This is a genomic window from Pedobacter sp. UYEF25, from assembly GCF_054061655.1.
Map to the genome: position 1 here is coordinate 126,081 of NZ_JBSSEL010000008.1, position 23,459 is coordinate 149,539.

Annotated in this window: 21 protein-coding genes; 5 read left to right on the forward strand and 16 right to left on the reverse strand. The window is 36.8% G+C overall.

Translation table 11 applies throughout. The annotated features are described in order from the left end of the window. Positions 1 to 85 precede the first annotated feature (85 nt). The 7 genes from ACVWYG_RS09605 to ACVWYG_RS09635 all read right to left on the reverse strand — a co-directional run bounded on the left by ACVWYG_RS09605 (position 86) and on the right by ACVWYG_RS09635 (position 8,356). Positions 86 to 1,717, reverse strand: coding sequence for a glycosyltransferase family 39 protein (locus tag ACVWYG_RS09605; RefSeq protein ID WP_457269980.1), 1,632 nt, complete (start codon positions 1,715 to 1,717; stop codon positions 86 to 88). 116 nt (positions 1,718 to 1,833) lie between these two features. Continuing rightward, a complete protein-coding gene (locus ACVWYG_RS09610; RefSeq protein ID WP_457269981.1) occupies positions 1,834 to 2,292 on the reverse strand; it encodes a DUF2147 domain-containing protein in 459 nt (152 codons plus the stop codon). After that, on the reverse strand, positions 2,289 to 3,167 hold the full coding sequence (locus ACVWYG_RS09615) for a sterol desaturase family protein (protein WP_457269982.1): 879 nt from the start codon (positions 3,165 to 3,167) through the stop codon (positions 2,289 to 2,291). Before ACVWYG_RS09615 ends, ACVWYG_RS09610 begins: the two co-directional genes overlap by 4 nt. Before the next feature lie 168 nt (positions 3,168 to 3,335). Next, complete coding sequence (locus ACVWYG_RS09620; RefSeq protein ID WP_457269983.1) at positions 3,336 to 4,160, reverse strand: hypothetical protein; 825 nt, start codon at positions 4,158 to 4,160, stop codon at positions 3,336 to 3,338. A 1-nt stretch (position 4,161) separates the two neighbouring features. Further along, positions 4,162 to 6,642 carry a TonB-dependent receptor gene (locus ACVWYG_RS09625; protein ID WP_457269984.1) on the reverse strand — a complete coding sequence of 827 codons (2,481 nt, stop codon included), beginning with the start codon at positions 6,640 to 6,642 and terminating at the stop codon, positions 4,162 to 4,164. Positions 6,643 to 6,733: 91 nt separating this feature from the next. Then, positions 6,734 to 7,726, reverse strand: coding sequence for a FecR family protein (locus tag ACVWYG_RS09630; RefSeq protein WP_457269985.1), 993 nt, complete (start codon positions 7,724 to 7,726; stop codon positions 6,734 to 6,736). Positions 7,727 to 7,741: 15 nt separating this feature from the next. Next, the gene (locus ACVWYG_RS09635; RefSeq protein ID WP_457269986.1) at positions 7,742 to 8,356 is read right to left on the reverse strand and encodes an RNA polymerase sigma factor; all 615 of its coding nucleotides are present in this window, start codon (positions 8,354 to 8,356) and stop codon (positions 7,742 to 7,744) included. A 539-nt stretch (positions 8,357 to 8,895) separates the two neighbouring features. Here ACVWYG_RS09635 and ACVWYG_RS09640 point away from each other — a divergent pair. The 3 genes from ACVWYG_RS09640 (at position 8,896) to ACVWYG_RS09650 (ending at position 14,047) form a co-directional block, all read left to right on the forward strand. Then, on the forward strand, positions 8,896 to 11,625 hold the full coding sequence (locus tag ACVWYG_RS09640) for a TonB-dependent receptor domain-containing protein (protein ID WP_457269987.1): 2,730 nt from the start codon (positions 8,896 to 8,898) through the stop codon (positions 11,623 to 11,625). Between the two features lie 16 nt (positions 11,626 to 11,641). Beyond that, positions 11,642 to 12,862: a right-handed parallel beta-helix repeat-containing protein gene (locus ACVWYG_RS09645; RefSeq protein WP_457269989.1), complete on the forward strand. Its 1,221-nt coding sequence runs from the start codon at positions 11,642 to 11,644 to the stop codon at positions 12,860 to 12,862. A gap of 180 nt (positions 12,863 to 13,042) precedes the next feature. Next, entirely contained in the window at positions 13,043 to 14,047 is a 1,005-nt protein-coding gene (locus ACVWYG_RS09650; protein WP_457269991.1) for a YncE family protein, read from the forward strand. A gap of 150 nt (positions 14,048 to 14,197) precedes the next feature. Here the strand turns inward: ACVWYG_RS09650 and ACVWYG_RS09655 are convergent, their stop codons facing one another. Continuing rightward, positions 14,198 to 14,377: a hypothetical protein gene (locus ACVWYG_RS09655; RefSeq protein ID WP_457269992.1), complete on the reverse strand. Its 180-nt coding sequence runs from the start codon at positions 14,375 to 14,377 to the stop codon at positions 14,198 to 14,200. A gap of 412 nt (positions 14,378 to 14,789) precedes the next feature. Here ACVWYG_RS09655 and ACVWYG_RS09660 point away from each other — a divergent pair, with 412 nt between their 5' ends. Next, positions 14,790 to 15,572 carry a COG4705 family protein gene (locus ACVWYG_RS09660; protein WP_457269994.1) on the forward strand — a complete coding sequence of 261 codons (783 nt, stop codon included), beginning with the start codon at positions 14,790 to 14,792 and terminating at the stop codon, positions 15,570 to 15,572. A 61-nt stretch (positions 15,573 to 15,633) separates the two neighbouring features. Here ACVWYG_RS09660 and ACVWYG_RS09665 read toward each other — a convergent pair whose 3' ends face one another. Together ACVWYG_RS09665 and ACVWYG_RS09670 are read right to left on the reverse strand one after the other, a co-directional pair. Then, the gene (locus ACVWYG_RS09665) at positions 15,634 to 18,075 is read right to left on the reverse strand and encodes a TonB-dependent receptor domain-containing protein (protein ID WP_457269995.1); all 2,442 of its coding nucleotides are present in this window, start codon (positions 18,073 to 18,075) and stop codon (positions 15,634 to 15,636) included. 113 nt (positions 18,076 to 18,188) lie between these two features. Continuing rightward, positions 18,189 to 18,833, reverse strand: coding sequence for a phosphatase PAP2 family protein (locus ACVWYG_RS09670; RefSeq protein ID WP_457269996.1), 645 nt, complete (start codon positions 18,831 to 18,833; stop codon positions 18,189 to 18,191). A 178-nt stretch (positions 18,834 to 19,011) separates the two neighbouring features. Between ACVWYG_RS09670 and ACVWYG_RS09675 the strand changes: the two genes are divergently transcribed. Then, positions 19,012 to 19,098: a hypothetical protein gene (locus ACVWYG_RS09675; RefSeq protein WP_457270058.1), complete on the forward strand. Its 87-nt coding sequence runs from the start codon at positions 19,012 to 19,014 to the stop codon at positions 19,096 to 19,098. A gap of 129 nt (positions 19,099 to 19,227) precedes the next feature. Here the strand turns inward: ACVWYG_RS09675 and ACVWYG_RS09680 are convergent, their stop codons facing one another. The 6 genes from ACVWYG_RS09680 to ACVWYG_RS09705 all read right to left on the reverse strand — a co-directional run bounded on the left by ACVWYG_RS09680 (position 19,228) and on the right by ACVWYG_RS09705 (position 23,275). After that, positions 19,228 to 20,439, reverse strand: a complete 1,212-nt coding sequence (locus ACVWYG_RS09680) for a DUF3570 domain-containing protein (protein WP_457269997.1) — start codon at positions 20,437 to 20,439, stop codon at positions 19,228 to 19,230. Between the two features lie 8 nt (positions 20,440 to 20,447). Beyond that, the gene (locus tag ACVWYG_RS09685; protein ID WP_457269998.1) at positions 20,448 to 20,678 is read right to left on the reverse strand and encodes a DUF4266 domain-containing protein; all 231 of its coding nucleotides are present in this window, start codon (positions 20,676 to 20,678) and stop codon (positions 20,448 to 20,450) included. 6 nt (positions 20,679 to 20,684) lie between these two features. After that, entirely contained in the window at positions 20,685 to 21,671 is a 987-nt protein-coding gene (locus tag ACVWYG_RS09690; protein WP_457269999.1) for an FAD:protein FMN transferase, read from the reverse strand. Next, on the reverse strand, positions 21,622 to 22,047 hold the full coding sequence (locus ACVWYG_RS09695) for a thioredoxin family protein (protein WP_457270000.1): 426 nt from the start codon (positions 22,045 to 22,047) through the stop codon (positions 21,622 to 21,624). Before ACVWYG_RS09695 ends, ACVWYG_RS09690 begins: the two co-directional genes overlap by 50 nt. A 3-nt stretch (positions 22,048 to 22,050) precedes the next feature. Further along, entirely contained in the window at positions 22,051 to 22,476 is a 426-nt protein-coding gene (locus ACVWYG_RS09700) for a QcrA and Rieske domain-containing protein (RefSeq protein ID WP_457270001.1), read from the reverse strand. A 382-nt stretch (positions 22,477 to 22,858) separates the two neighbouring features. Then, positions 22,859 to 23,275, reverse strand: a complete 417-nt coding sequence (locus ACVWYG_RS09705) for a PepSY-like domain-containing protein (RefSeq protein ID WP_457270002.1) — start codon at positions 23,273 to 23,275, stop codon at positions 22,859 to 22,861. Positions 23,276 to 23,459 lie beyond the last annotated feature (184 nt).

The window sequence follows — 23,459 nt, forward strand, 5'->3', positions numbered from 1 at the left end:
GGGCGCTTAATTGAATTTTTATTTTCCAGCGCTACTTATTTTCCAATTTATCAAATACTCATTCTTAGAGCAAATATTTTTGAGATTAAAATCTCGCCTTACTCTTTGCCAGGGAATAAGCTAAATGCGCTATTTTTTTACTTGCAGGATTTTTTGAAATGCAAATTTGCGTTCCGAACAACCTGGAAAATTGATTATTAATGACATATTTGTTTGATCTGTTAATGCCGCTGACTGGATTAAGGACAAGTGGCGGTAGGTAGTAAATTACAAGGTTATTGTCAATATTATTTGGAGCCCAAAGTGCTAGACTACCGTTTAACGAAACAACCTTTGGCAATGGATAATATTTTCCATAATAGCTCATTGCCGATGCTATCCCGTAGCTTTCTGTATAAATAATTGTTTTTTTCTTTTCTGCTGGAGCTAACGTCTTGTACAACGCAGATGTTTTTTGGGCAAGTTCTTCCCAGCCAATCATGTCTGCATAATTTTGGTTTACGCTGTGAATTTTTTGATCTTCCCATCTTACGGTAAAAGTGATGCCTAAATGGCAACGCGCCCAATAAAAAACCTTTGCTGCGTTTTCTATCGGCAATAATGGAAGTACAATAACAGAAAGCAAAAGATTAGGGACTATTAATATGAAGAGAAGAAGGGCCTTTATAATTTGATTTTTCACATTAAGGAATTTTTCCAAAAATAAGGCCCCAGTTACAAACAATGGTGGGTATGCGCCGAAACCATAATAGGGTTTTCCTTTAAGAATGGCCAAAACTATCATAACGGTAAAAAACGAGATACCAAAAAAACGATATTGCTTTAATTTTTTGGAATAGAATAGATAAATTAGACCAGCAAGCCAAACAAATACCGCCGGTCCATTTACTAAGAGTTGTTGAATCAGAAAATCTATTCGATACAAGTAATTAAGTTGCGTTTTTTTCAATTCATGGTAATGCGTAAGTGCGGGTAATCGATGTTCAAACTGCCAAACTAAGTGGGGCAATAAAACAATAATGGAAATTAGAATGGCTAGATAGAATGCTTTTGTTTTAAATAGTCCACGCAACTTCGGAGTAAATAATATACCGAGTAAAATGCCAAATACGTACAAAATTAACGTGTATTTTAACAATATGCCTAATCCTATGACTACACCAAGGCCGTAGAGGTAGTTGTCTTTTGGTTTTTGAATCCAGCAAACGACGAGATAAGCGGTTAGCAGCCAAAAGAGCTCATCAAAAACCTGAGGAATAAACAATGCACCTGAGGCAAGGAACGCAGGAGAAAATGCGACGGCCGTACATGCTATAATCACCGCTAAATATTTACCTCCCAACCTAATAGTCACTATGCCTGTTAGAAGTACAATAACGGCTGCAAATATGGCAGGGAATATGCGCATCGCGATTAATGAATCTCCAAAAAAAGCTTTAGAAACATCTCCTACAACCGCAATTAGTGGCCCTGTTTCGATGTAACCCCAAGCCAAGTGATTTCCTAAAAGTATGTAAAGCAATTCATCCTCATGAAAACCATAAGCATTTATAGCTATCAAATGCAGTAGTATTTGGGCAAAAGCAATTAACGAAGTAAGTAAAATCAAAAGCGCTCTGGTATTAATTCTAAAGCGCTTAAATGCAAGAGTCATCCATATTTGTGGTTTACGAACAGTTGCATTAGTTTGGAAAAAAATTGCCTTTTGTGATGACATGTAATAGTACTGAGCAGGAGATTTAACTGCGCGATTCCGTAGCTGAAATAAAAATTATATTGTTTTTGAATTTTTTATGTTGAACCCAAAAGTTCCTTAACAAATTATTAAAAAGATTATCCGGCCAAACGGTTAAAAGTTAACGTTTTAGAGATGAATTCAAAGTGCCAATAGCCCTTAACTTTTAATTCTCCCTGATCATCAAAATAAACCACAGAACTCCATTCTCTACCAGTCAGCGGATCGTAAATCAGCCCATCTTCCCATCTTTTTGATTCTGAATTGTACTGTAGGTCTTTTAAAATATCCATTCCCAACAGTTTTCTTTTTCTCAAATGTTCATCAGGATTTCTCCAATCAACCCTCGAAGCCATAGGCTTTGACGTGTTGTCTTTGTCGCTAAACCAAAAAACCTTTGCCCTAAATTCACCTTCTTCTTTGTAAACCTCTACGATCAGATTCTTCTGGGTAGACATCCACTTTCCTAAAATGAGATTTGCAGGTTTTTTAGTTTCTACGTTCGTTGCCTGGCAATTGAAAAAGCAAATAAATAAAGCGATTATGGGAACATTCATATTTTTATCAATTTTACATCAACTTTAAGACATCCAAGTAAATGGGCATCCTGTTCTGGCATTACAGGTTTTCGTGTCCTTTTAAGTTGGAATGGATAATTCAACAGGGCATTAAATCGACATATTTTTAAATGGTTCGTCACATCAAGCCCATACACAATTTTAGACTGATCTAAAGTAGCGTAGGTCCCAAAAATTCTGTCCCAGATGCATAAAATATCTCCATAATTGCTGTCCGTATAGGGTAGTTTATGGTGATGATGTACTTTGTGCAGCCCGGGTGTGATAAAAACAAAAGACAAAACCCGTTCCAATTTGCCGGGTAAACTGAAAGCACTGTGCGAGCTAATGTTAAAAAGGCTTTGAATAAATTGCCTAATAATCAATATAGGGAGTGTAACTCCGGTGAGGTACATTACAAAAATCATAGAAATTACTCTAAAAAAAGTCTCTGCGGGATGCTCTCTTACTGTGGTACTGACATCTAGTTTCATATCACTATGATGAATAAGGTGAAAGTGCCAAAGATATTTTGCTCTATGCATCATCACGTGATATAAATATTCGAAAAAATCGAGCATTAAGATACCAAAAACTAATTTTTCGAGGAAATTCATTGAAAAAGGAAATAGATAAAGCAGACCCCAGTGATGATTTTGTGTCCATCCCATCACCTTAATTAGAATAATTGTTAGAGGCAATTGGATGAGAACCGCGGTAACAATAAATCCAAGATTCACCCGAGTATGTGTCCACTTGCTTTTTAGATTTTCCGTGTTAAAAAGCAATTCAGCGTGCCACAGACTTATAATAATAGTGGCAAAAAATATTAACTGAATTGTTGTTGCGTGATCTGTATTGAAATTAAAATCCATAGTTGATTGAGTGCTAATTTAATTCGGTTGATGATCTAGAGTGAAATATAATTGGAGTAATAACCCATATACTTTCGTTATGTTAGCCATACAAGTGTCTTTCTTAAATGTATATATTGGTAGGACAATTCTTAATTTAAAAAGACCTATATAGAAAGAGAAAGATATCTACTTTGTTAAGGTCTTAACAGAAAATTTCTGTATAATGCCGTCAGAACAACTAAAGAAGCCAAGGGCATTTCCAGATATATTTCCTTTTATACTTCCAGGTGTGGATGAAAATAAGCTTTTCCAATCTGTTTCTTGGAAAGTTTGGTAGAGAAATTTCTCGTAAGCGTTAGAGACGGAAAACTTGTAAACGGTAATCATATCCGCTTCGTTATATGGATGGTTAGTTCTTTTTTCTAAAACTGGGGACAATCCATAGGGTGGTGGAGCAGAATGTATGAATAAATTTAATGTAGAAGGGCCAAAGAATGCTGCAGACCAGTCCTTCTGTCCGGCCAACTGATAAAAAAAAATTGCTGGCTTTGGGGAATTGAAAACATGTTTCGGAATAGAAAGAAAAGTGCTTTCATCAACTTGCTGTTTACGCATGTTCAGTTCTGATGGTTCTATTGGAGCTACTTGTTTAAGCGAATCTTCTGCATAGTACGTTTTGTTGCCAAATTCTATCCTCAACTTATAAACACTGTTATAGTTTTTGTTGTTGAGTAAATTCGTGGAATAAATTCCTTGGTCATTAGTAATATGCAACGCGACATCATTTATAAAGATTTGCGCATCATTTATCGGAACAATGCTGTCTGAAACTTGAAATACCGGCTTGGAAAGCTTGATAAATTGATTTGAATCTAAAGCATTTACCCCGCCTTCAACCACGAGATCATATTGTTGGGAAGGACTCCGGAATTGAATGCTATTAATCAACTCCTTTTTACAAGAGACCATCCCAACTAAAACGAAGAAAAAGAAGCTTTTTTTAAATTTCATATTAGAATTTAAAACTGTAAGAGAAAGTTGGTAGAATGCCCGAGAATGATTCTTCAAAGCCAATATTTCGGTCAGACTCGGTATTATTTATTCTATAAAATAATGGATTTCGGCGATTGTATAAGTTGTACACACCAAATCTCCAAGTACTTTCGAATTTTCGGTGGCCGTTTTTAATAAGCTTAATCTTAGGATTTAAAACTGCTGAAACATCTAACCTATTAAAAGCAGGAAAACGAGAACTATTTTTTCCCTCGTAAATGGGTACGTTTGAGCCAAGAAAATTATAGAAGCCAACCGGTATCGAGATTGCTCTTCCCGTTTGGTAATTAAAGAACGCGGATAACGCAACTCTATCAGTAATTGGGAAATTTATATTTATTTTTAAATCATTAGGGGTGTCGTAATTTGTTGGATACTGGAGGCCGTTGTTAATGGCTTCGATTTTACGAAACGTCCTCGAATAGGTGTAAATCGCTTCAGCAGAAACGGTTCCTATCTTTTTTTCTAGGGTTAATTCTATTCCATATGCAGTGCCCGTTCCAAATCGAAGTTGATTTTCGAAATTTGGGTTTTGAATAATTTGGGAGTGATCTAATAAATCTGCTAGATGATAGAATCTTCTATAATAAACAGCTAAGCCAAATTTCCCTTTAATGCTGTCTAAAAGAGTATAAGAAGTGGCGACATAGTCAGATTTTTGCGGACTACTGTTTTTACCTGCCGGAAGCCAAGTTTCTAAAGACGAATAAGCCTGTTCATTGTCTTGTATGAGCTGTAGGTTTTGTACGCTTCTATTATAGGTTAATTTAATGACCTGATTTTTGCAGAGTTTTAAAGCCAGTTGTATCCTTGGCTCCAAATAAAAATAATCGGTAGGGGTGTCATATCCGATTTTTTCTTGGAATTTTTTTGCGGTACTGAAAGACCCAAATCGAAAGCCATATTTTAAATTAATGGCCTCTAGTAAATTCACATCCTGATTAAAATACAGGGCCGATTCGAGGGCACTAAATCTATTTAAACTTCGTGTAACATCGGTAGGTAAAGTCTCTCCAGGTTTAAAATGATGTCTTGTGCCAACGCCACCAAACTCGATAATGTTTCCAGGTTTGTTAAAGAAAGTAAAATCGGCTTTAAAAGTTATATCTCTAATTCCAGTAAGCCAATTTTGCGCATTTCCTAAACTTAATGTATTCCTATAATTGCTATAAATGGCCGAAAAATTAAGAAACAATCGAGGATTGTAAATGTGGTTAAATCTTAAGGTTGAGGTGGAATTTGTCCAATCATTTGCGAAATTATCTTGTGAGAATAAATGATCGAAACCATGGTAAACAGAGAGATAAATTCGGTTTTTATTATTAAAGATATAATTGCTTTTAAAATTAAGATCATAATAGGTCGCATTAACGTTAAAAAAGCTAAAACCGCTGTTGTACAAATCTGTTAAACTTCTGCGCGCTGAGATTAAAAAAGAACTTTTATCTTTTATAATTGGTCCCTCCGCTGTTAATCTGGCAGATAACAGACTAACGCCACCTTTTAAATGATAGTCTGTTAAATTTCCTTCATCAAGCTTGGTATCTACCACAGAAGAGAGCCTGCCGCCAAAATTAGCGGGAATGAAATCACTGTAAAAATCTACGCTTTTAATGGCATCACTATTAAAAATAGAGATTAAGCCAAATAAATGGGAGGGATTGTAAACCGGCGCTTCATCAACTAGTATTAGATTTTGATCTAATCCACCACCTCGAACCGACATTCCAGAACTGCCTTCAGATGGATTTTTAACGCCTGCCTGGGTTTGTAGTGCTTTAATTAAATCAACTTCACCACCAAAGAAAGGCAACTTCTGTAAGGCTTTCGAATCGAGTAATTTAATAGATTTTGCTAGTTCCAAAGAGTCTTTTGAAATTAAATTTATGCCAATGTTTACTTCTTGTAATTCTACAGACTTTCTACGTAGCCCTATCTTTCTGTACGCATCTTCATCCAGCCGCAAATCCTCAAACTTTGTTTGATAACCCATGTAGGAATACCCTATCAAATATTTATTTACATGTAGCGAAATAGAAAAATAACCATATTGATTGCTAAACTGCGTAAGGCCATCTACCTGGATTTTTGCCCCAATTAAATTTTCGCCTGTTTCTTCATCGTATACAATTCCGTGTAAGGTGTGAACTTGGGAAAGTTTCAGTTTTATAACTACATTATTTACTACCAACTCATAACTAAGATTTGTATCAGACAAAATATAACTTAGAATGGCACTTATTCGCTCGGTTTCAAAAATTTTATTTGCTACCTTTTTTGGTGGGATGACGCTGGGTTCGTAAGCAAAAGAGACATTGCCGATTGTCTTTAGCTTTTGGATGGCTTCGCGGACTGTCAAGTCATTGAACTGGATGGATATTTTTCTTTCTAAAACATTTTCTTGTGCTTGAGTATGAAACGACACAAAGAATAAGGCCATTGCTAGAATAAGACTCGTAAAATATAAATTTGTTGGAGATGTCAACTTATGCTGGCTAATTTTAAGCAATCTACCCAAAAGAAGACGCTTTTTAGTCTTTCAAATAAATGACTTTATTTTTAATTGTTGTTTGAATATTTAGACTGTTAGATATCACTTGAAGAATGTCTTTTAGCGATTGATTTTTAAACTCTGCCGTAATGCGCTTTGCATTAAGGTCAGAATTAACCAATACAATTTTCTGATGAAAGGCACTTGTTAGATCAACCGCCACTTGAGAAAGTGGGGCATTGTTGAAATTAAAATTATGATCGACGTATGCCTTGTAATTTTGGTTGTCTATGGTGGTTTTTTGAACTTTGTTAATGGATGGAAGATATGCGGCAGCTTCACCAGCGCGCAAATCAATTAAACTTTTATTTTCAATTTTAAGCTCCACCCGTCCAGCGTTTACGCTAACAATAAGCTGATTTTTATCCAATTTCATGTTAAATGCAGTCCCAATGTCTGCTATGGTTAAATCTTTATAGGTGATCGTAAAAGGTTTAGATTTGTTGTGAACAACTTCTAAAAAACATTCTCCTCGAATTAACGTTAAACTCCTGTTGTTTTCAAATTTTTTTTTGGAATAGGTAATCAATGTATTGCCATTTAAAGTTATGGTGGATTTATCGGGCAAAATAAAGCTTTTAGATTCGAGCGCAGAAGTTTCTATTTTAACGTTGTCCATCCCATAGCTAACATAGAAAATAGCAGCACAAACCACAAAAAAACAGGCGGCCATAGCAATAAATTTTAGCACTAAGTTTTTTCTTGCTTTTACTTTTTGGCTAATCTCATGTTGCATTAGCTTTTTATTTAGATGCAACAGCGAATGCTCTACATCCAGTTTTTGATATACACTATAAAGATTAAGTTGAGTATCCACATGTGATATTTCCTTATACAATAAATTATTGGCTCCATTTAACGACCTCCATTCTTGTAACTCTTTTTCTTCAACAGGCGAAATTGATCCCTGCTTATCTTCAAGGATTAAGGAGACATGAAAAATTTCTTCGCTTGTTAAATTAAAATCAGCCATTTGTTATGAGACAACTTAAAACTTTAAAAGTCCTATATAAAAAAAAATTACCCCGATCATTAGCACTTCGATTCCTACCCGCTCCTTCAATTTTTTGTATGCATAGGTTAAGTGATTCTTAACCGTTTTAATGGAAATCTTCAATTCGTCGGCTATTTGTTGTTGTTTTAATTTTTGAAATTTACTCATCAATAGTATTTTTCTGCATTGTTCCGGCAACTTTTCGATTGATTCCTCCAGCAAAAGCATCCTCATTTCTGCGGCTTCTGCGCGTTCATTTACAACTTCAGAAATAGCGCCAATAAAATGTTCTGTATTGTAATCGTCTATTTGTTCGTTTAATCTTTTCGTCTTTTTTATCGCATTAAGAGAGGTGTTTATGGTCGCTTTAACTAAATATCCATTTAAAGATTGATTGATTGTTAAGGTAGAGGAATGATTCCAAATTTTGATGAACACATCGTGCACAACCTCCTCAGAAATTTGCTGATTGCGCGTATACCCAAACGACAGCAAAAAAAGCTTTTTGTATTGATCTCTGTATAGTTTATCAAACACTGCCGAATCTTTAAGAGAGATCTGACGTAAAATTTGATTGTCGTTTTCTTGAGTTAAAAATGATTCACTCATCAAATTTTGTTTAATTGGCGGCTGCCATCGTTATTCTTCCCATTCCTTCTCCAACCATTTATAATGACTTTATGACAAATGTTTTTGCTTTTTGAAGCAAACATGATGTTTTGGTAACCTTATCGAAGGTCTCCGTTTCTTCTTTCATAGAACTAAATTAAATTATAATTCTGTAGATATTCTGTGCAGGAGTAAGATTCGAGCGCTTTTTTAAGCCATGTGTCAATGGATATCAGGTAGCTTCTTTAAGCACCATGCGATCTCCCGCATTGCAACTATACAAACCCACTTTAGCAGTAGTCTCATCTTCACCTGCGTAGAAGAAAAACCGCGTTCAATTTTAAAAAAAAAACACATCGACGCAGTAGACATAACAGCTGGCTTTGTTAAATAATTGTAAACAGAAGCGCTGTAATTATTAGCCAACAGGGTAAATGTTAATTCGGTATTAAGTCTTGGTTAAGTTTTTTTTATACGGTCAAAAAATCAGAATCCCTACAGAATCTTCAAGAACTTTTGCATAAAAAAAGCTCAGTATAATGTACAAATTCTACTTCACAATTTTGATTTTTCTTTCATTCACATCCGTCTTATTTGGGCAACAAACCTTGGATTTAAGGGGTAAAGTTTATGATGAACAAACCAAAGAGCCGCTACCTGGTGCTTACATTCATTTTGATGATTTGCAGATAGGCGTACTTACAGATGCCTTTGGAGCTTACTCATTTAAGGGGTTAAAACCAGGTAAATATAAAATAAAAGTGAAGTATGTTGGCTATAAAAGATTTGAAAAAGAGATGCAATTAAACAGTAATACCTCGCCCACGCTTAACATTCCCATGGCCGATAATGCAAAGGAGTTAACTGGTATTACGGTTTTTAGTAAAGTCGATGCAGAATCAGAACTTTCATCCCGACAGGCGGAAAAGAATGCTGTTAACATAAAAAACGTAATTAGCGCCCAAACCATGGTAAGGTCGCCAGACATTAGTGCAGCCAATGCATTACAAAGGGTTTCTGCAGTTACTTTGCAAAAAAGTACAGGTTCTGACGAAGCGTTTGCCGTGATACGTGGATTAGAGCCCCGTTACAACAACACATTGATAAATGGGGTTAAAGTAGCAAGTCCAGACCCTGTATCTAGATCTATTTCTTTAAGTATTGTACCTTCTGATCTACTGCAAAGAATTGAGGTAAGCAAAACTTTAACGCCTGACATGGAAGCAGATGCGATTGGTGGAACTGTGAATTTGGTTTTTAAGGATGCTCCAAGCTACGAGTATTTTAAAGCAAGCGCATCTGCTGGTTACGATGCGCTATTTTTCGACCGGCGCTACAGCACATTCGATCAACGCGCAGTTCAACAGAAAAGCGTATCCGATCGATTTGGGGTAAACTATAAAGCAAGTCCGGGTAATTTCTCTCGTTCAAATTTAGCTTTCGGTGATAAAACGGCGCCCGTAACATCTTTAGCAAGCTTTACTTATGGAAGGCGAGCTTTAAACAAAAAATTAGGATTTATCGTGTCAGACAGTTATCAGAACCAGTTTTACGGCAGTAACTCTCAATTTAATATTGCACAGTTAGATACTAGACCGAATAAAGGTTTTCAGCCAATTATATCTGACATAGCGAACAGAACCTATTCCACTCAGCAACTAAATAATGGACTTTCCGCTCACTTAGATTATAAATTTAACGAAAAGAACAAACTGGCGCTAGATAATATCTTCCTGTATACAAAACTAAATCAAACTAGATTAAGTGTAGATACCTCCATTGTTGGTGGCAATGGTGGTCGTTTAGGGCCGGGGACAGGAACCGTGTTCGACGACAACAGGTCGTCTGTTCAAAATCAATATGCAGAAAATCTTAAACTAAGTGGAGAACATGTGTTAAGCCAACATTTTAAATTAGATTGGGCAGGCGTCTATTCGAACGCAAAACAAGATGCCCCCGATCGGGCAGTAATTTCTACCAATCATTTGGTTAATCCAGATTTTTCCTCAACGCCAGATTTTTTATACAATATTTCTAGGATTTGGGATAGGAGTAGAAATCGGGACGTGACCGCATTGGGCAATGTTGCCTACAAAACAACGCTAAGTGCGAATACATCTTTAGAGCTAAAGGCGGGTGGCTTATACCGACATAGTACAAGATACAACCTGCAAAACCAATATACGTTGAAACCACTTGCGGGGAATGGGGGTGAAAAAACACCATTTAAAGATGTTTATAGCTCAGAATTTGTCGTTTATGACGTCTCTGGATCTTTACAGAGCGATAAAGCCAATTATACAGCTTTCGAAGATATTGCTGCAGGATACGCGCAGTTTACTTTAGTTTCTGACAAATTTAGTGCCACCGGAGGATTGAGAACTGAAATAACAAAACAGGGCTACGACACAAATCCTGTTGTTTTAGATGTTAGGAGCAATGCACAGAAAAAGTACACGGATGTGTTACCTAGCCTACAATTAAAATACGAACTGTCTACTAAGTCGAACCTGAGAGCATCTTATTTTAAGTCCATTTCTCGCCCTGCGCTATATGAGTTGGTGCCCACGGTAACTTTTGGCGATGCAACAGATGTTACAGGCAATCCACTTGTTAAACATACTCAAGCAGACAATGTAGATTTAAGGTACGAATTTTTTCCAAAAGCGGATGAACAACTTCTTATTGGAGGGTTTTACAAAAACATTGTCAATCCTATAGAATTCGGTTTAAATGGATTGCTTGGAGGACAGCAGCAAACGAGTCCTCAAAATTATGGTACTGCGAAAGTGTATGGTGCAGAGCTGGTGTACAGCAGATTTTTTGGCGAAGTGGGCGTTTCAGGCAATTACACTTACACCCATTCTAATATTAACACTTCTAAAATATTTACATCTACAGATGCTTCTGGCGTCACTACTTCGGTAGAGCGGTTGCAAAGTAGGCCATTACAAGGTCAGACTGGGAATGTTGCAAATCTTTCGCTGTTATATAAAAATGATAAACACAAAGCATTTGTCCAACTGGCTTATTCATATACAGACAAAACTTTGGTAAGTGTGTATCCAAATTATGGGTACGATTATTATCAGCAACCACAATCATTTTTGTCCTTATCTGGAGAAAAAAAATTATACAAACATTTAACAGCAGCGGCGAAAATAAACAATATTTTAAATACACCTACAACCATTAAAATAGGCAATTTAACGCAGTCTAAAGAGGTTTATAATATGAGTTTTAATCTGGGTTTGCGTTATTCACTATAAGTTAAAAATTAAGATTATGAAGTTAAGTCATGCATTTCTATTGGTTGGATCGGCAATTATGCTCACCATTTATTCTTGCAAAAAAGAAGAAGTTACTACTTTTACTAAAATCGAAATTCCCACATCCAGTCCAATCCAACCGGGAGACATCCAAGGATTTGTTAAGGGAACGTTGCAAGCAAACCAGACCTATTACGTTACCGGCGATTTAACGATTAAAAAAGGAGACACTTTAAACGCACAGCCAGGATCAACAATCATTGTCAAAAATAATGCACAAGTAACGGTTCAAGGCGTTCTAAATTTAGTTGGTACCAAAGACCAGCCGATTTCCTTTAACTCTGATAAGAACAAGCCGGGAACATGGGGTGGCTTTCAATGCGATACTGCCCAAGCGGTCACCATTAAATGGACTAAGGTAGAAAATACAGGTGGGCCAGATGCCAGCGGAAGTGCACGCGCCACTTTAAAAGTTGTAGCTCCCATTAATGTAGCTATTGAAGACTCTTGGTTTACCAATGGCCAGGATGATATGTTTGCTATTTTTAATGGTGCGAAAGTGACTATTTTGAGAAACACCATTAGTTCTTCTGGCAGTACCGATGGGGAAGGTATGAACTTGAAGTCTGGCGTAACCGGACAGGTAGCCTACAATGTGATTTTTAGCCAAGCAGGCTCCGGAGTAAAATTAGAAACAAGCAAAACAATACCGTTCCCACAAACAGAAGTTGATGTGTATAACAATACATTTGTTTCTATTGGTTGGCGACGCGGTGCTGCAGAACCTGGTAGAGCGATTTCTGTTGGTGTAAACGCGATAGGACATATTTACAATAACATTATCGTAAACTGTTTACACGGCTTAGAGCTGTTTGATGATGGAGACATAGTGCATACGAGTTATGGAAATAATCTTTTTTATGCAACCATAGATAAATTCGCTGATCTAGGGGATCCAACCTTGAAAGTAGATATCCGTGCCGGTTTTTACCCAGTTTCCGGAATAGGCGTCCCTCAAAATACCGATTTAATTTCTAAATCAGAAGGAGATTTAAATCCCTTATTTGTGAGCTATGACGGCATTATTGCTGCACCAAATGGATTTCCGAATCTCTATAATTTTAGCTTAAAAGATGGATCTCCATGTTTCGGAACAGGTCATCCGAACTTCAGGAACAACCTAGGTAGTCGTGACATTGGTGCCTATACCCTCGATGGAAAAGGAAATCAACATTAGCATTAATTGATGTTTAATTTAAATTTTTACATCAGGCTTAAATCGCTGCCAATATTGCGAGATTTATAAGACATTACATAACAGAGCCCGGAGAAACAAAACTAAGTTGTCATCATGTTTGTTCAACTTTTCAATAGATAACAATCATCAAAATAAATTCTATACTTAAAATCAAATTACATGAATAAATTTTTTTCAATCTTCACTGTTGTCTTTACGCTCGCTGCTACTGTCACCGCTTCAAAGGCACAAGGCCAATTTATTTTAGATAAAACCATTTCGCTACCGGGAGATGGGGGCTACGATTATCTTTACGTTAATGAACCGACCAGAACACTGTTTGTATCTCACGGAACCATGGTTCATGCCATAGATTTAAAAACAGAAAAGCTAATTGGCACCATAAGCGGCATGGGCGGGGTACATGGTATCGCCATTGTTAATGAATTAAACAGAGGTTTTATTAGTGATGGAAAAGCAAATGCTGTTATTGCTTTCGACACAAAGACCTTAAAAATTATTAAATCTATACCAATTACAGGAGAAGGTCCCGACGCTATCATTTATGATCCTTTCTCGAAGAAAATATTTGCTTTCTGTGGAGACAGTAAAAATGCTTCGGTGGTTGACCCTAAAATGCTAACGCAATCAGGATCAGTAGACTTGGGAGGGGCGCCAGAGTTCGCTGTAGCCGATGGAAAAGGTTTAATTTATAACAACTTAGAAGATAAGAGCCATTTGGATATCATCAATACCAACACCTTAAAAGTCGTTAAAAACTATGATTTGCAACCTTGCGGCGGACCTACAGGATTGGCATTAGATCTTGTAAATAAAAGACTTTTTACCGTTTGCAGGGAAAATAAGGGATTAAGTATCGTAGATTTAACCAGCGGAAAAGTCATCCAAACCTTGGCAATCGGAACTGGAGTAGATGCTGTTGAGTATGATGCCGCTAAAAAGTTGGTTTTTGTTTCTAATGGCGACGGTACGGCTACTATTTTCAAACAAAAAACGGCAGATCAATATGAATTGATGCAAACCTTAACAACACAAAATAGAGCTAAAACGATGGCATTAGATCCATTGACGCACAAAATCTATTTCAGTGTGGCAACTTTCGAACCCGGAACAAGGAAAGCAGTACCTAATTCCTTTAAATTGTTGGTGTACAAATCCAAATAATACCTTTATTTGTATGAATAAAAAAAAATCTGAGAGCTGTTGTTTTCAGATTTTTTTTGCCCTTAATAATCGCCCTCGGTGTGGACCCTTTCTCCTTCCTAGATGCAAAGTGTCAATGTGTAAATGGTCATTAAAACCGGAGCGTAAATATTAGAAAATTTGGTTTTGGATATAAAATCTTAGGGGAGATAACATAGTTTTCTCCCTAGAAACTTCAGAATTGGCATTAAATTCCCATCCATTTGGAGAAAGGTAAATTCCATCTCCAAAATATGCTCCATTTATAATGATAAATTTCGGTCTTTTCAACATTGTTTGAGAAGTTTTCATATGGTTATTCTCCTTACCAGTAATGTCGTACATCAAATTTGATTTAACATAAGTCAAGTGACGAACCCGCCAAATAAGGTATTCAACGAAAAGGATAACGAACTATTCGCTCAAATAATTTTTAGGGATCATTTACGATGATCTATAGAACATCCTTCTTCAATGGAAGTTCAGACCTATCTATGTTTGGTCCCAAATTTCTAATAAAAAGATTTTGTCAAACTTCTACTAAAAGCCTACAGATTTGAAAGCTAACTTGTTGTAAAAAACGAGGTGTAATTTGGAGGATTGACAAAAAATTTAACCTCGCTTTTAACTTAATGAAATTAAGCATTGAGACACTGGTTTTTGTGATGAGTGGTATCAAATAAAATCGATTTTTATTTCTGTCAAACTAAAAAAGAAATCAACGATGAAAAATCTATTAAACAAGGTTCCTGCCGTTACTTTGGCATTTTGGATCATCAAAATTTTAGCAACCACCATTGGTGAGACTGCTGCAGATTTTCTTAACGTAAATTTAGGGCTTGGTTTGGTAAACACGTCTTATGTAATGACGGCACTGCTAATTATAGTACTTGTTGTCCAATTTAGATACCACAAATATGTCCCTTGGATTTACTGGTTGGTAGTCGTATTTATAAGTGTTATGGGTACTTTAATATCCGATAATCTGGTTGATAACCTTGGGGTTAGTTTGGTTACAACCACCGTGTGCTTTGGCGCCGGACTTATCATTGTGTTTATTGCGTGGTATGCGAGCGAAAAAACATTATCGGTTCATAAGATAACGTCTACAAGACGCGAATTTTTCTATTGGGGGGCTATTCTGTTTACCTTTGCTTTAGGTACTTCTGGCGGCGATTTATTATCAGAGCGTTTGGGCTTGGGTTATCCAATAGCGGCAAGCTTGTTCTCCGGTACCATTCTACTTATATTCTTATCGTACAAATATGTAAAGCTAAATGCGGTTCTTGCATTTTGGTTAGCCTACATACTCACACGGCCGCTAGGGGCATCAATCGGCGATCTTTTGACTCAAACACCAAAAGATGGAGGGCTCGGGGTTCCAATTGTTGTCGTAAATATTGTATTTCTTGTTGTAATCCTGAGCTTAGTGATTTATCTTTCGGTTGTCGAGGATAAGAAAGATAAGGAGTGCCTTGCAACAATTCCGGCCAAGAAAAGCCCTTAATATATTGCACCTCAAACTCGAGCATAAAAATTAGCCTTTATTGGCTGTTAAAATTATTTTATTAGTTGACTGAGTTTGGCAGCGGGTCTTCTCCATCTTTTTTAAATTCTAGTTTACCAAAGTGATAGGCAAAAGTTAATCCGAAGGAACGGAAAGGGAGTTGTCGGTAAGACGACCTCACAGAATTAACTGCAGTAATTGTGCTCTTAAGATTTATATATTTATTAAACGGATTGGTCGTTGTAAAACCAATGCTAGCCTTCTTATTAAGAAGCTGTTTTCTTATCGCAAAATTGTAAAAGAAAAATGCTGGTCTTTTTCCCTGGATATTGTTTTCTGGTGCGCTGTAAGTTCCAAATACTTCAGCACTAAAATCATGCTTAAACTCGTACGTCGCGTTTAAATTGATACGCGCTCTAAATCCGCTAATATTTGGGCCGCCGGTAAATTTATTAATGAGGGTTTGATTGGCGACATACATATTTGGGCGTACCGTTAATTTGCTTCCCAAAGGGATAGAACCCGAAATACTTATACCTTCCCTTATTTCTTGTCCAATATTTAATCGCGTATTTAGAGTTAGGTTTTTATAAGTCGAATCTCCCACCACATATTCTGGGTAAAACGTAGCGAAAGATTTAATGTCTTGGCTATTGTGTCTAAAAAATACCGCTATGTTAAGGTTGCCGCCTTTTTTGTAATTTTTATTATAACCAAGTTCGAAATTATTTCCAATTTCTGGTTTTAAATTGGGGTTTCCTGTGCTTGCATTCCGAGGATCAGATAAGTCTAGAAAAGGATTTAAATCTTCATAATCTGGTCTTTCTATCCGGTAACTGTAACTTAACTTTAGACTATTGGTATTTGCAAAGTTGTGTGCAATTACAATCGAAGGGGCGAAAGTGTTGTAGGGCTTTATGTTGATGTTTCCCACTTGTGAGTAACTTGCATCTGATAAAGTCCGCTCATACCGCAATCCAGATTTTACATCCAGGTACTTAAAAAGTTTGTAAGTGCCAGACACATACGCAGCATAAATATCCCTTTTGTAGTTTAAACTATTTGTCTGCGATAGATTTGGGATAAACATTTGCGTGTTGTTGTCTAATGAATTCACCAAAGCATCGCTGATGATGCGGTTTTTGGTGGTTTTAGCGCCTGTTTCTAAAGTGAATTTATCACTTATCGGGTAGGTGTAATCTATATTTACCTCAAATTCGTTATCCAAACCCTTATTACTGCTTTTTAAACCAGAAAAAGGATTTGAATTTAATAACGACTGTTGCTGACTAAAAGCATTAGTACTTTTCCCCAATCCTGCATTTGCCTCAATATTTAACGCTTCGTCTTCTTTTTTAAACTTTTTTTTATAGGCAAACGTCAAATCAAACGCGTGCTCATTTGAATGGCTATTTGAGTTTAATAAAGACAGTTCCCTATCGACCAGTTGACTACTTTTAAAAGTTTCAATTGTTTGGTTATTAAAGCCATTATTATCGTTGGTAAAATTATCATAACTAACAGCGGCAGTAATATTATTTTTCTTATTAATGTCCCAATCTATACCTAACCCGGTGCGTATGCCGCCTCTATTGCTTTCAGTATTGCCGTTTTGGATAAGCGTATTAGTTGTATCGGCAAAAAAAGAATTTCGATTTGTGTTATTTAAAGCAAGTGTGTTTGGTTGATTGTTGCCGTTGAAATAGGCATTGAAGCCAAAATTCCCATTTTTCGCTCCCAAATTAACCGAGCCATTATTCCTTCTCGTGCCGGCAGATAGATTCACACTTCCATTCACCCCGTATGCGTTATTTTTTTTTAGGATGATGTTGATAATGCCGGCGGTGCCGGCAGCATCATATTTAGCACCAGGACTGCTAATAACTTCAACAGACTTTATCTGGTCTGCAGGGATAGATTTTAGCGCATCTGCAACGTTACTTCCAAAAATGGTTGATGGCTTTCCGTCGATTAGAAACCTAACACCGGAGCTTCCCAAAAGCTGCACATTACCATCGATATCAACAGAAACTTGAGGGATTTTTTTTAAAATATCTACAGCAGCACCTCCTTGTGAGGTTAAATCATTTTCTACGTTGTAAACAATTTTATCGATTTTATTTTGGATAGTAGGCACCTTGCCCGTTACCGTTACGCTTTTTAGTAACTTACTCTCCGAACTTAGGAACAGGTCGCCCAGATCAACTACACTGATTACACCGTCAACCTTAATAGCTTCTATTGTTTTACGTTTATAACCAATAAAACCTATTACCATTTTATACGAGCCTCTTTTAACATTACTTAGAGTAAAGCCTCCTTTGGTATTTGTAACCACACCATCAATAGGTTTGATGTCTCCTGTTTTAAAAAGCGCGATAGAAGCGTAGTCTATCGCAGCGTGCGTAATAGAATCTTGAACAAAACCAGTGATTTTAACGGTTTTTTGGGCTTTTAGAGAGATGCTAAAAAATAGGATAACTGCAAGTAAAATGTATTTCATAAAAAAGATATAAACTTAATATTTGCAGAAATAGAATAAAATGCTGAAGTAATTTTGTAGTTAATAAGTTTGTTACAGAAGCTGTTTGTCAACTATATCTGTAAAGCGTAGCGCTAGCCAATTGTTTTACCAGGACTGGCTTTTAGATATAGCCGGATAAGTATCCATAAAAACGCCATTCCTAATAAAAAGCCACCTAAAACATCGGTAAACCAATGTGCACCTAAGTAAACTCTAGATAGTGGCACAGTCAATATCATGATCAGACAGAAGTATATAACGATATTTCGACCGCTTTTCGTTAACCATTTATGATGGTGCAAGACGAAGGCGATAAAGCCAAAAAAAACAAGGTAGAACGCCACATGACCACTTGGAAAACTTTGATGTTTCGCATCAACAATTACCCTAACAATGTCTTTTCCAGGTCTTGGTCTATTCACCAAAACTTTGATAGAATAGGTAAGCAACCCAATTAACAGGGTAGAAAAGCAAAAGTAGGCCGCCCGTCTTTTCCTTGCTAAAAAAAAGACCGTAGCACTTATCGTTACCGTTATAACGGAGCTGTACATAAGTCCAAACCAACTTACAGCCTTCATCAAAAAATCTAAGAGGGAGTTATGATGTTCTTGGACTTCTTCAGAAAACTCTAGATCCATCCGCGAGGAAGGAAAAATTAGTATGAATGCAGTGAGGACAAGAAAGCCTATTATAATAATAGCCAATATCTTGTTTGCATTTTTGCTTAAAAATTTCATGTGACGCTTATCAATAGATAAAGTAAAGCATAAATTCTGAAGACATTTTGGTTACATTTTTGAGTACAGCAAAAAATAGATAAAATTTAAAGCAGCTGTTGACCAAAAAGATTACAGCAACAAAGTTTGTTGCGTAAAAGCATTTCGCTCATGCTTGTCTGAGTTATAGCCAGAAGATATGGCAAAAGTGGCAGTTTTTCTTGCATCAGACGATTCAGCCTGGGTTACCGGGGAAAGAATTACTGTTGCTGGTGGCTTGTTGTAGTTTTGTGTTAATTAATTATAGAGAATAATCCACTTAAATTAAAAAGAATAAAGGGCCCTTGTGCCTCTTTATTCTTCTAAAATCAATGGATAATTCGAAACTTACATGGCAAATAATTACTTTGCCATCCTACTTAAACTTTAAATTTAGCGAGACAATGTTAGAAGCAAGACCTGTAGACCTGGTATAATGTCCGTACCTTAGCTCTGCGCTGTTTAATCGCTGCCAACCAAAAACCCCTTTAGGCGGAGAAAGTCTTACACCTGCGCCGTAAAAATCACTATTTAACGTCGAAAGATCATAATCACTGGTAAAATAAGTGTCGCCAACTTGGTGTTGTCCGTAAGCGGTAAAATACCTCGTGCCTTGCTGATTGTTGTACCGGTAAAACGGACTAATGGAAAAAAATGAATTAACTTTGACCGGTATTTCCAACTCTGCAGTGTGTGCCCTGATTCCCCAATTATCCATATAATATCGGTAAAAAGCACGCACAATAAATCGGTCATCTAGAAAATAATTCATCCTGATTCCTATAGGCAGCTTATAGCGCTTATCAGGCAGTGTTTCGGCGCGAAGTGATCCATCGGTAAAATAATCTCTTTGGTATTTAGTCGCTAATAAACCGTGTTGATAGGAAGGCTCGATGTTAATGGACGCCTGAAAACGCTGATTGATAACCTGCGAAAGTGCGAACGATGCGCTAAATGAATTTCTCGGAGCAGTGGCATATTGCTCACCTTTCTTCCCCGCATTCCCGGTTCGCAATTCAATTGGCAAAATAACAGTCCATTGATCTAGAAACGCCTGCGCTTTAAAGTCAAACTGTGTGTTTTTATTTTTGGATAAACGAGTTAAGTTAAAAGCACCACCTACACTTTGGTAATCGAACTCTGTTGAATAAGAACCTGTAAAACCATAGGAATTGCCAGTTTGCTCATTAGAGCGTGTCCAGTTTAACGAAGGGTAAATCCTGGTATCTGCACTAGATGCAGAAGAGATGGTAGATGGATCGATCTTATCCGATGAGGCAGAGGTATAATGATCCACACCAAGCTCAAACAAAAAGGTATTTTTTTTACCAACTTTGTTAAAGTTGGATAGTTGTACGTCAAAAGTATTGGCTATATCGGTTAATTTCTCGGTACCAATTCCACCCGTAACTGCCGAGTTGTTTCCATCTTGGTTGTAGTAGGCGGAAACTAAGTTTACTTCGTCAATTTTAAGTTTTCGAGCATGGTAACTGCTATCGCTTCTACTCACTGGAGCGGTTTTACTTTGTCCGTATGCACCGAGTAAACTCAAGTACATAAAAGCCACATTAAGATATATTTTTTTCATTTAGTTTGCTAGTTACAACCACATCCACCACCACTTTTTCCACCATTCGCACCCGAGGCGCCCTCCCGATAGAGTTGAAAACTTTGCTCAAATTTCTGAACCTTCCGTGCAGATAAAATCATTTCGGCATCGTTAAGTCGGTTTTTTTGATACGGCTTTACACTTGCACAAGACGCCATTAGCGAGATGGCAGCAAGACATCCTACACTTAAAAAAATTGTTCTTTTTATTGATTTCATTTTTAATTATTTCAGATTAATGTTTTTTGAAGCAGATATCTTGTCATCGTCGTCGATAACAATGCATGCAACTTGTTGCAATTGGTTAATTAAATTAACCCCCACATTAACGCCCATGACCACTATTGGTGTGGCGAGGGCATCTGCCAACTCTGCGCTTGGGCAAATAACACTCACGCTTTTTACGCCCGTGACCGGAAGACCAGTTTTTGGATCGATGGTATGGGAATAGCGCTTGCCATCAATGGTGATAAATTTTTCATAATTTCCGGAGGTGGCAATTGCCATATTACTAATATTTAAAGACGAAAAAGGGCGACTGGTCTGATTTGGATCCGCAATTCCTACGGTCCAATTCTTGCCGTTTAATTGTTTACCCCAAGTGATTAAATCTCCCGCTGCATTTACAATTCCACTTTTTATTCCGGCTTCTTTTAATGTTTTCATAGCCATGTCTGCTGCATATCCTTTTCCAATACCGCCAAAGCCAATACGCATGCCTTTATTTTTTAAAAATACCGTTGAATTTTTTTTGTTCAGAATAACATTTCGATAATCAATTAAATCCACAGATTTTAGCGCCGTTTCCGAATCGGGCAATTTCTTCATCGTCAAGTCAAAATTCCATAGGCTTTTATCAATAGATCCATAGGTAATGTCGAATGCACCATCAGTTATTCCAGAGATTTTTAACGATCGTTCAATCAATAAAAACACTTCATTTGAAACTTTGACGGGTGTTAAACCTGCACTTTTGTTGATCAAATTGGTTTCACTTTGATCACTAAAAGTAGTAAGTAAGCGTTCAATTCGACTTACTTCTGCGATGGCTAAATCAATGGCATGATTTCCAGAATCACTGTCATCGGCAATAACGGTAAACTCAAAACGGTTGCCCATTAATTTGAGAATGCGGCTAACGGAGGAGTGACGATCTATTTCTTTAATGGCCAACCGCTGAAAGCTCTTTAACAAATTCCGCAGGACTTTCATTTGGAAGTCCATCCCAAGTTTTTAAAACTTTACCATTTTCATTAACTAGCAAAGTAAAGGGAAACTTACCGTCCATGTTGTATTTTTCGGCAAGGGCATCGTTTAACTTAACTTGATCTTTTGACAATTGATTCTTCTTTTGTCGAGGGAAATCTGCTCTAACCAACACAAGTTTTTCTTTCGCATAGTCAGAAAACTCAGCCGATTCAAGTATCTCTTTTCGAAGACGAATGCAAGGGCCGCACCAATCTGAGCCAGAAAAATTAATTAAAATAAGCTTATGTGCAGTTTTTGCCTCTGCTTCTGCCTGATTAAAATTTCCCATCCACACAAGCGGACCTATAAAACCGATAAACCAAATGAATAAAATTTTCATATATTAAGAATAAACTCTTAGAGAAGAACCCGTTTGCATGGTGTGATAAGCGACTAAAGAACGCGAAGCCGGCCCATTTGTTACATTGCCTGATTCAGAAAATGTTGCGCCGTGGTTGGGACAATAAAACCGGGCGTTTGAAGCTTGGTAGTTTAAAGGATAGCTCTCGTGCGTACAGGATCGCTGAACGGCAATATAATTACCTGCGTTGGTTTTGGCTACAATTACACCATTAGAAACCAGCGAACCGCCATTATTCAGCAAACCTGCATTTGCAGTGAGACTTAAATCAAGTGTAAAATCAACACCTGATGGGCCTGTTGTACCGACAGCCGATAAGCCGGTAGTTTTTTGACAGCCAATGCAGTTAACGAGTGCAAAAGCAGCTGCACTCATTCCAATAGCATTTAAGAAATCTTTGCGATCCATCTTTATTAAAAGTTAGGTGAAAATGTTTGTATTTAAGAACAACTCAATTTGGAATATAAGCTTGTGGATGGTTTAATCTTACTTCCAAATTAAACGAAAAAAACTGAAGACTTTCTGAAGTTTTGATGAATTAAATATTAAAATTTTTACGCCATCCAAGGAATTAGCCACAACGTAATGCTCTATTCGATTGGTTAAGTTAAAAAGTTAGGAATTCCCATCAGTTTTAAAAAGCCAAAAATGTAATCCAACTGTATTAAGTTTAAACTGGAACAAGTAATTAAATTGTGAGACTTATAGGTAAATAGCCTAGTATTCCAAAAAAAAAGGCGGATGAGGAAACATCCGCCAAGAAATGAAGTATAGATAATCTGGATATTTATTAGTCTTTTACTGCCTTAATAAATTTTCCCTCTGGCGTAAATAAATAATCTTTGCCTTTAATTTCTGCCTCGTATTCTACAGTTCCATCAGCTTTGGTAATTTTTGCAGCTTCTTTAATCTTTTCAGTCTTGAAGTTTTTGGCTAAATAAGCTTTCACAGCGGCAGGAAGCATGTCTGCTTTCATGTCCATTTCAGTTTCTTCTGCCACTCCTTTCGGGCTGTATAAAACACTCATGCTGTTTTCTTTCATCTTAAAGCTAGCCTCATATTTATTACCTTCTTTATCCCAATTGGCTTTAACACCTGGATACTCTTTTGCAAATGCGCTTTTTACAATTGTTGGGATGTTTTTTTGTGCGTAAGCACTAACCGATAATCCTAGAAAAGCGGTTAACATTAATAAGTTCGTTTTCATAATTCAAATGTAGCTCGACATTCTGTCGTAAATTTGAAGCGTATTTTCAATAAATCATTTAAATCATTGCGACAGAGAACTTCAAGTTTTCTTCAGATTTTAAATCTATCATCGTGTTTAAATTGCCAAATACAAACGTTCTGTTTTACGAATGTCAATGGCTGATCTAATAGAATTGCTAAAA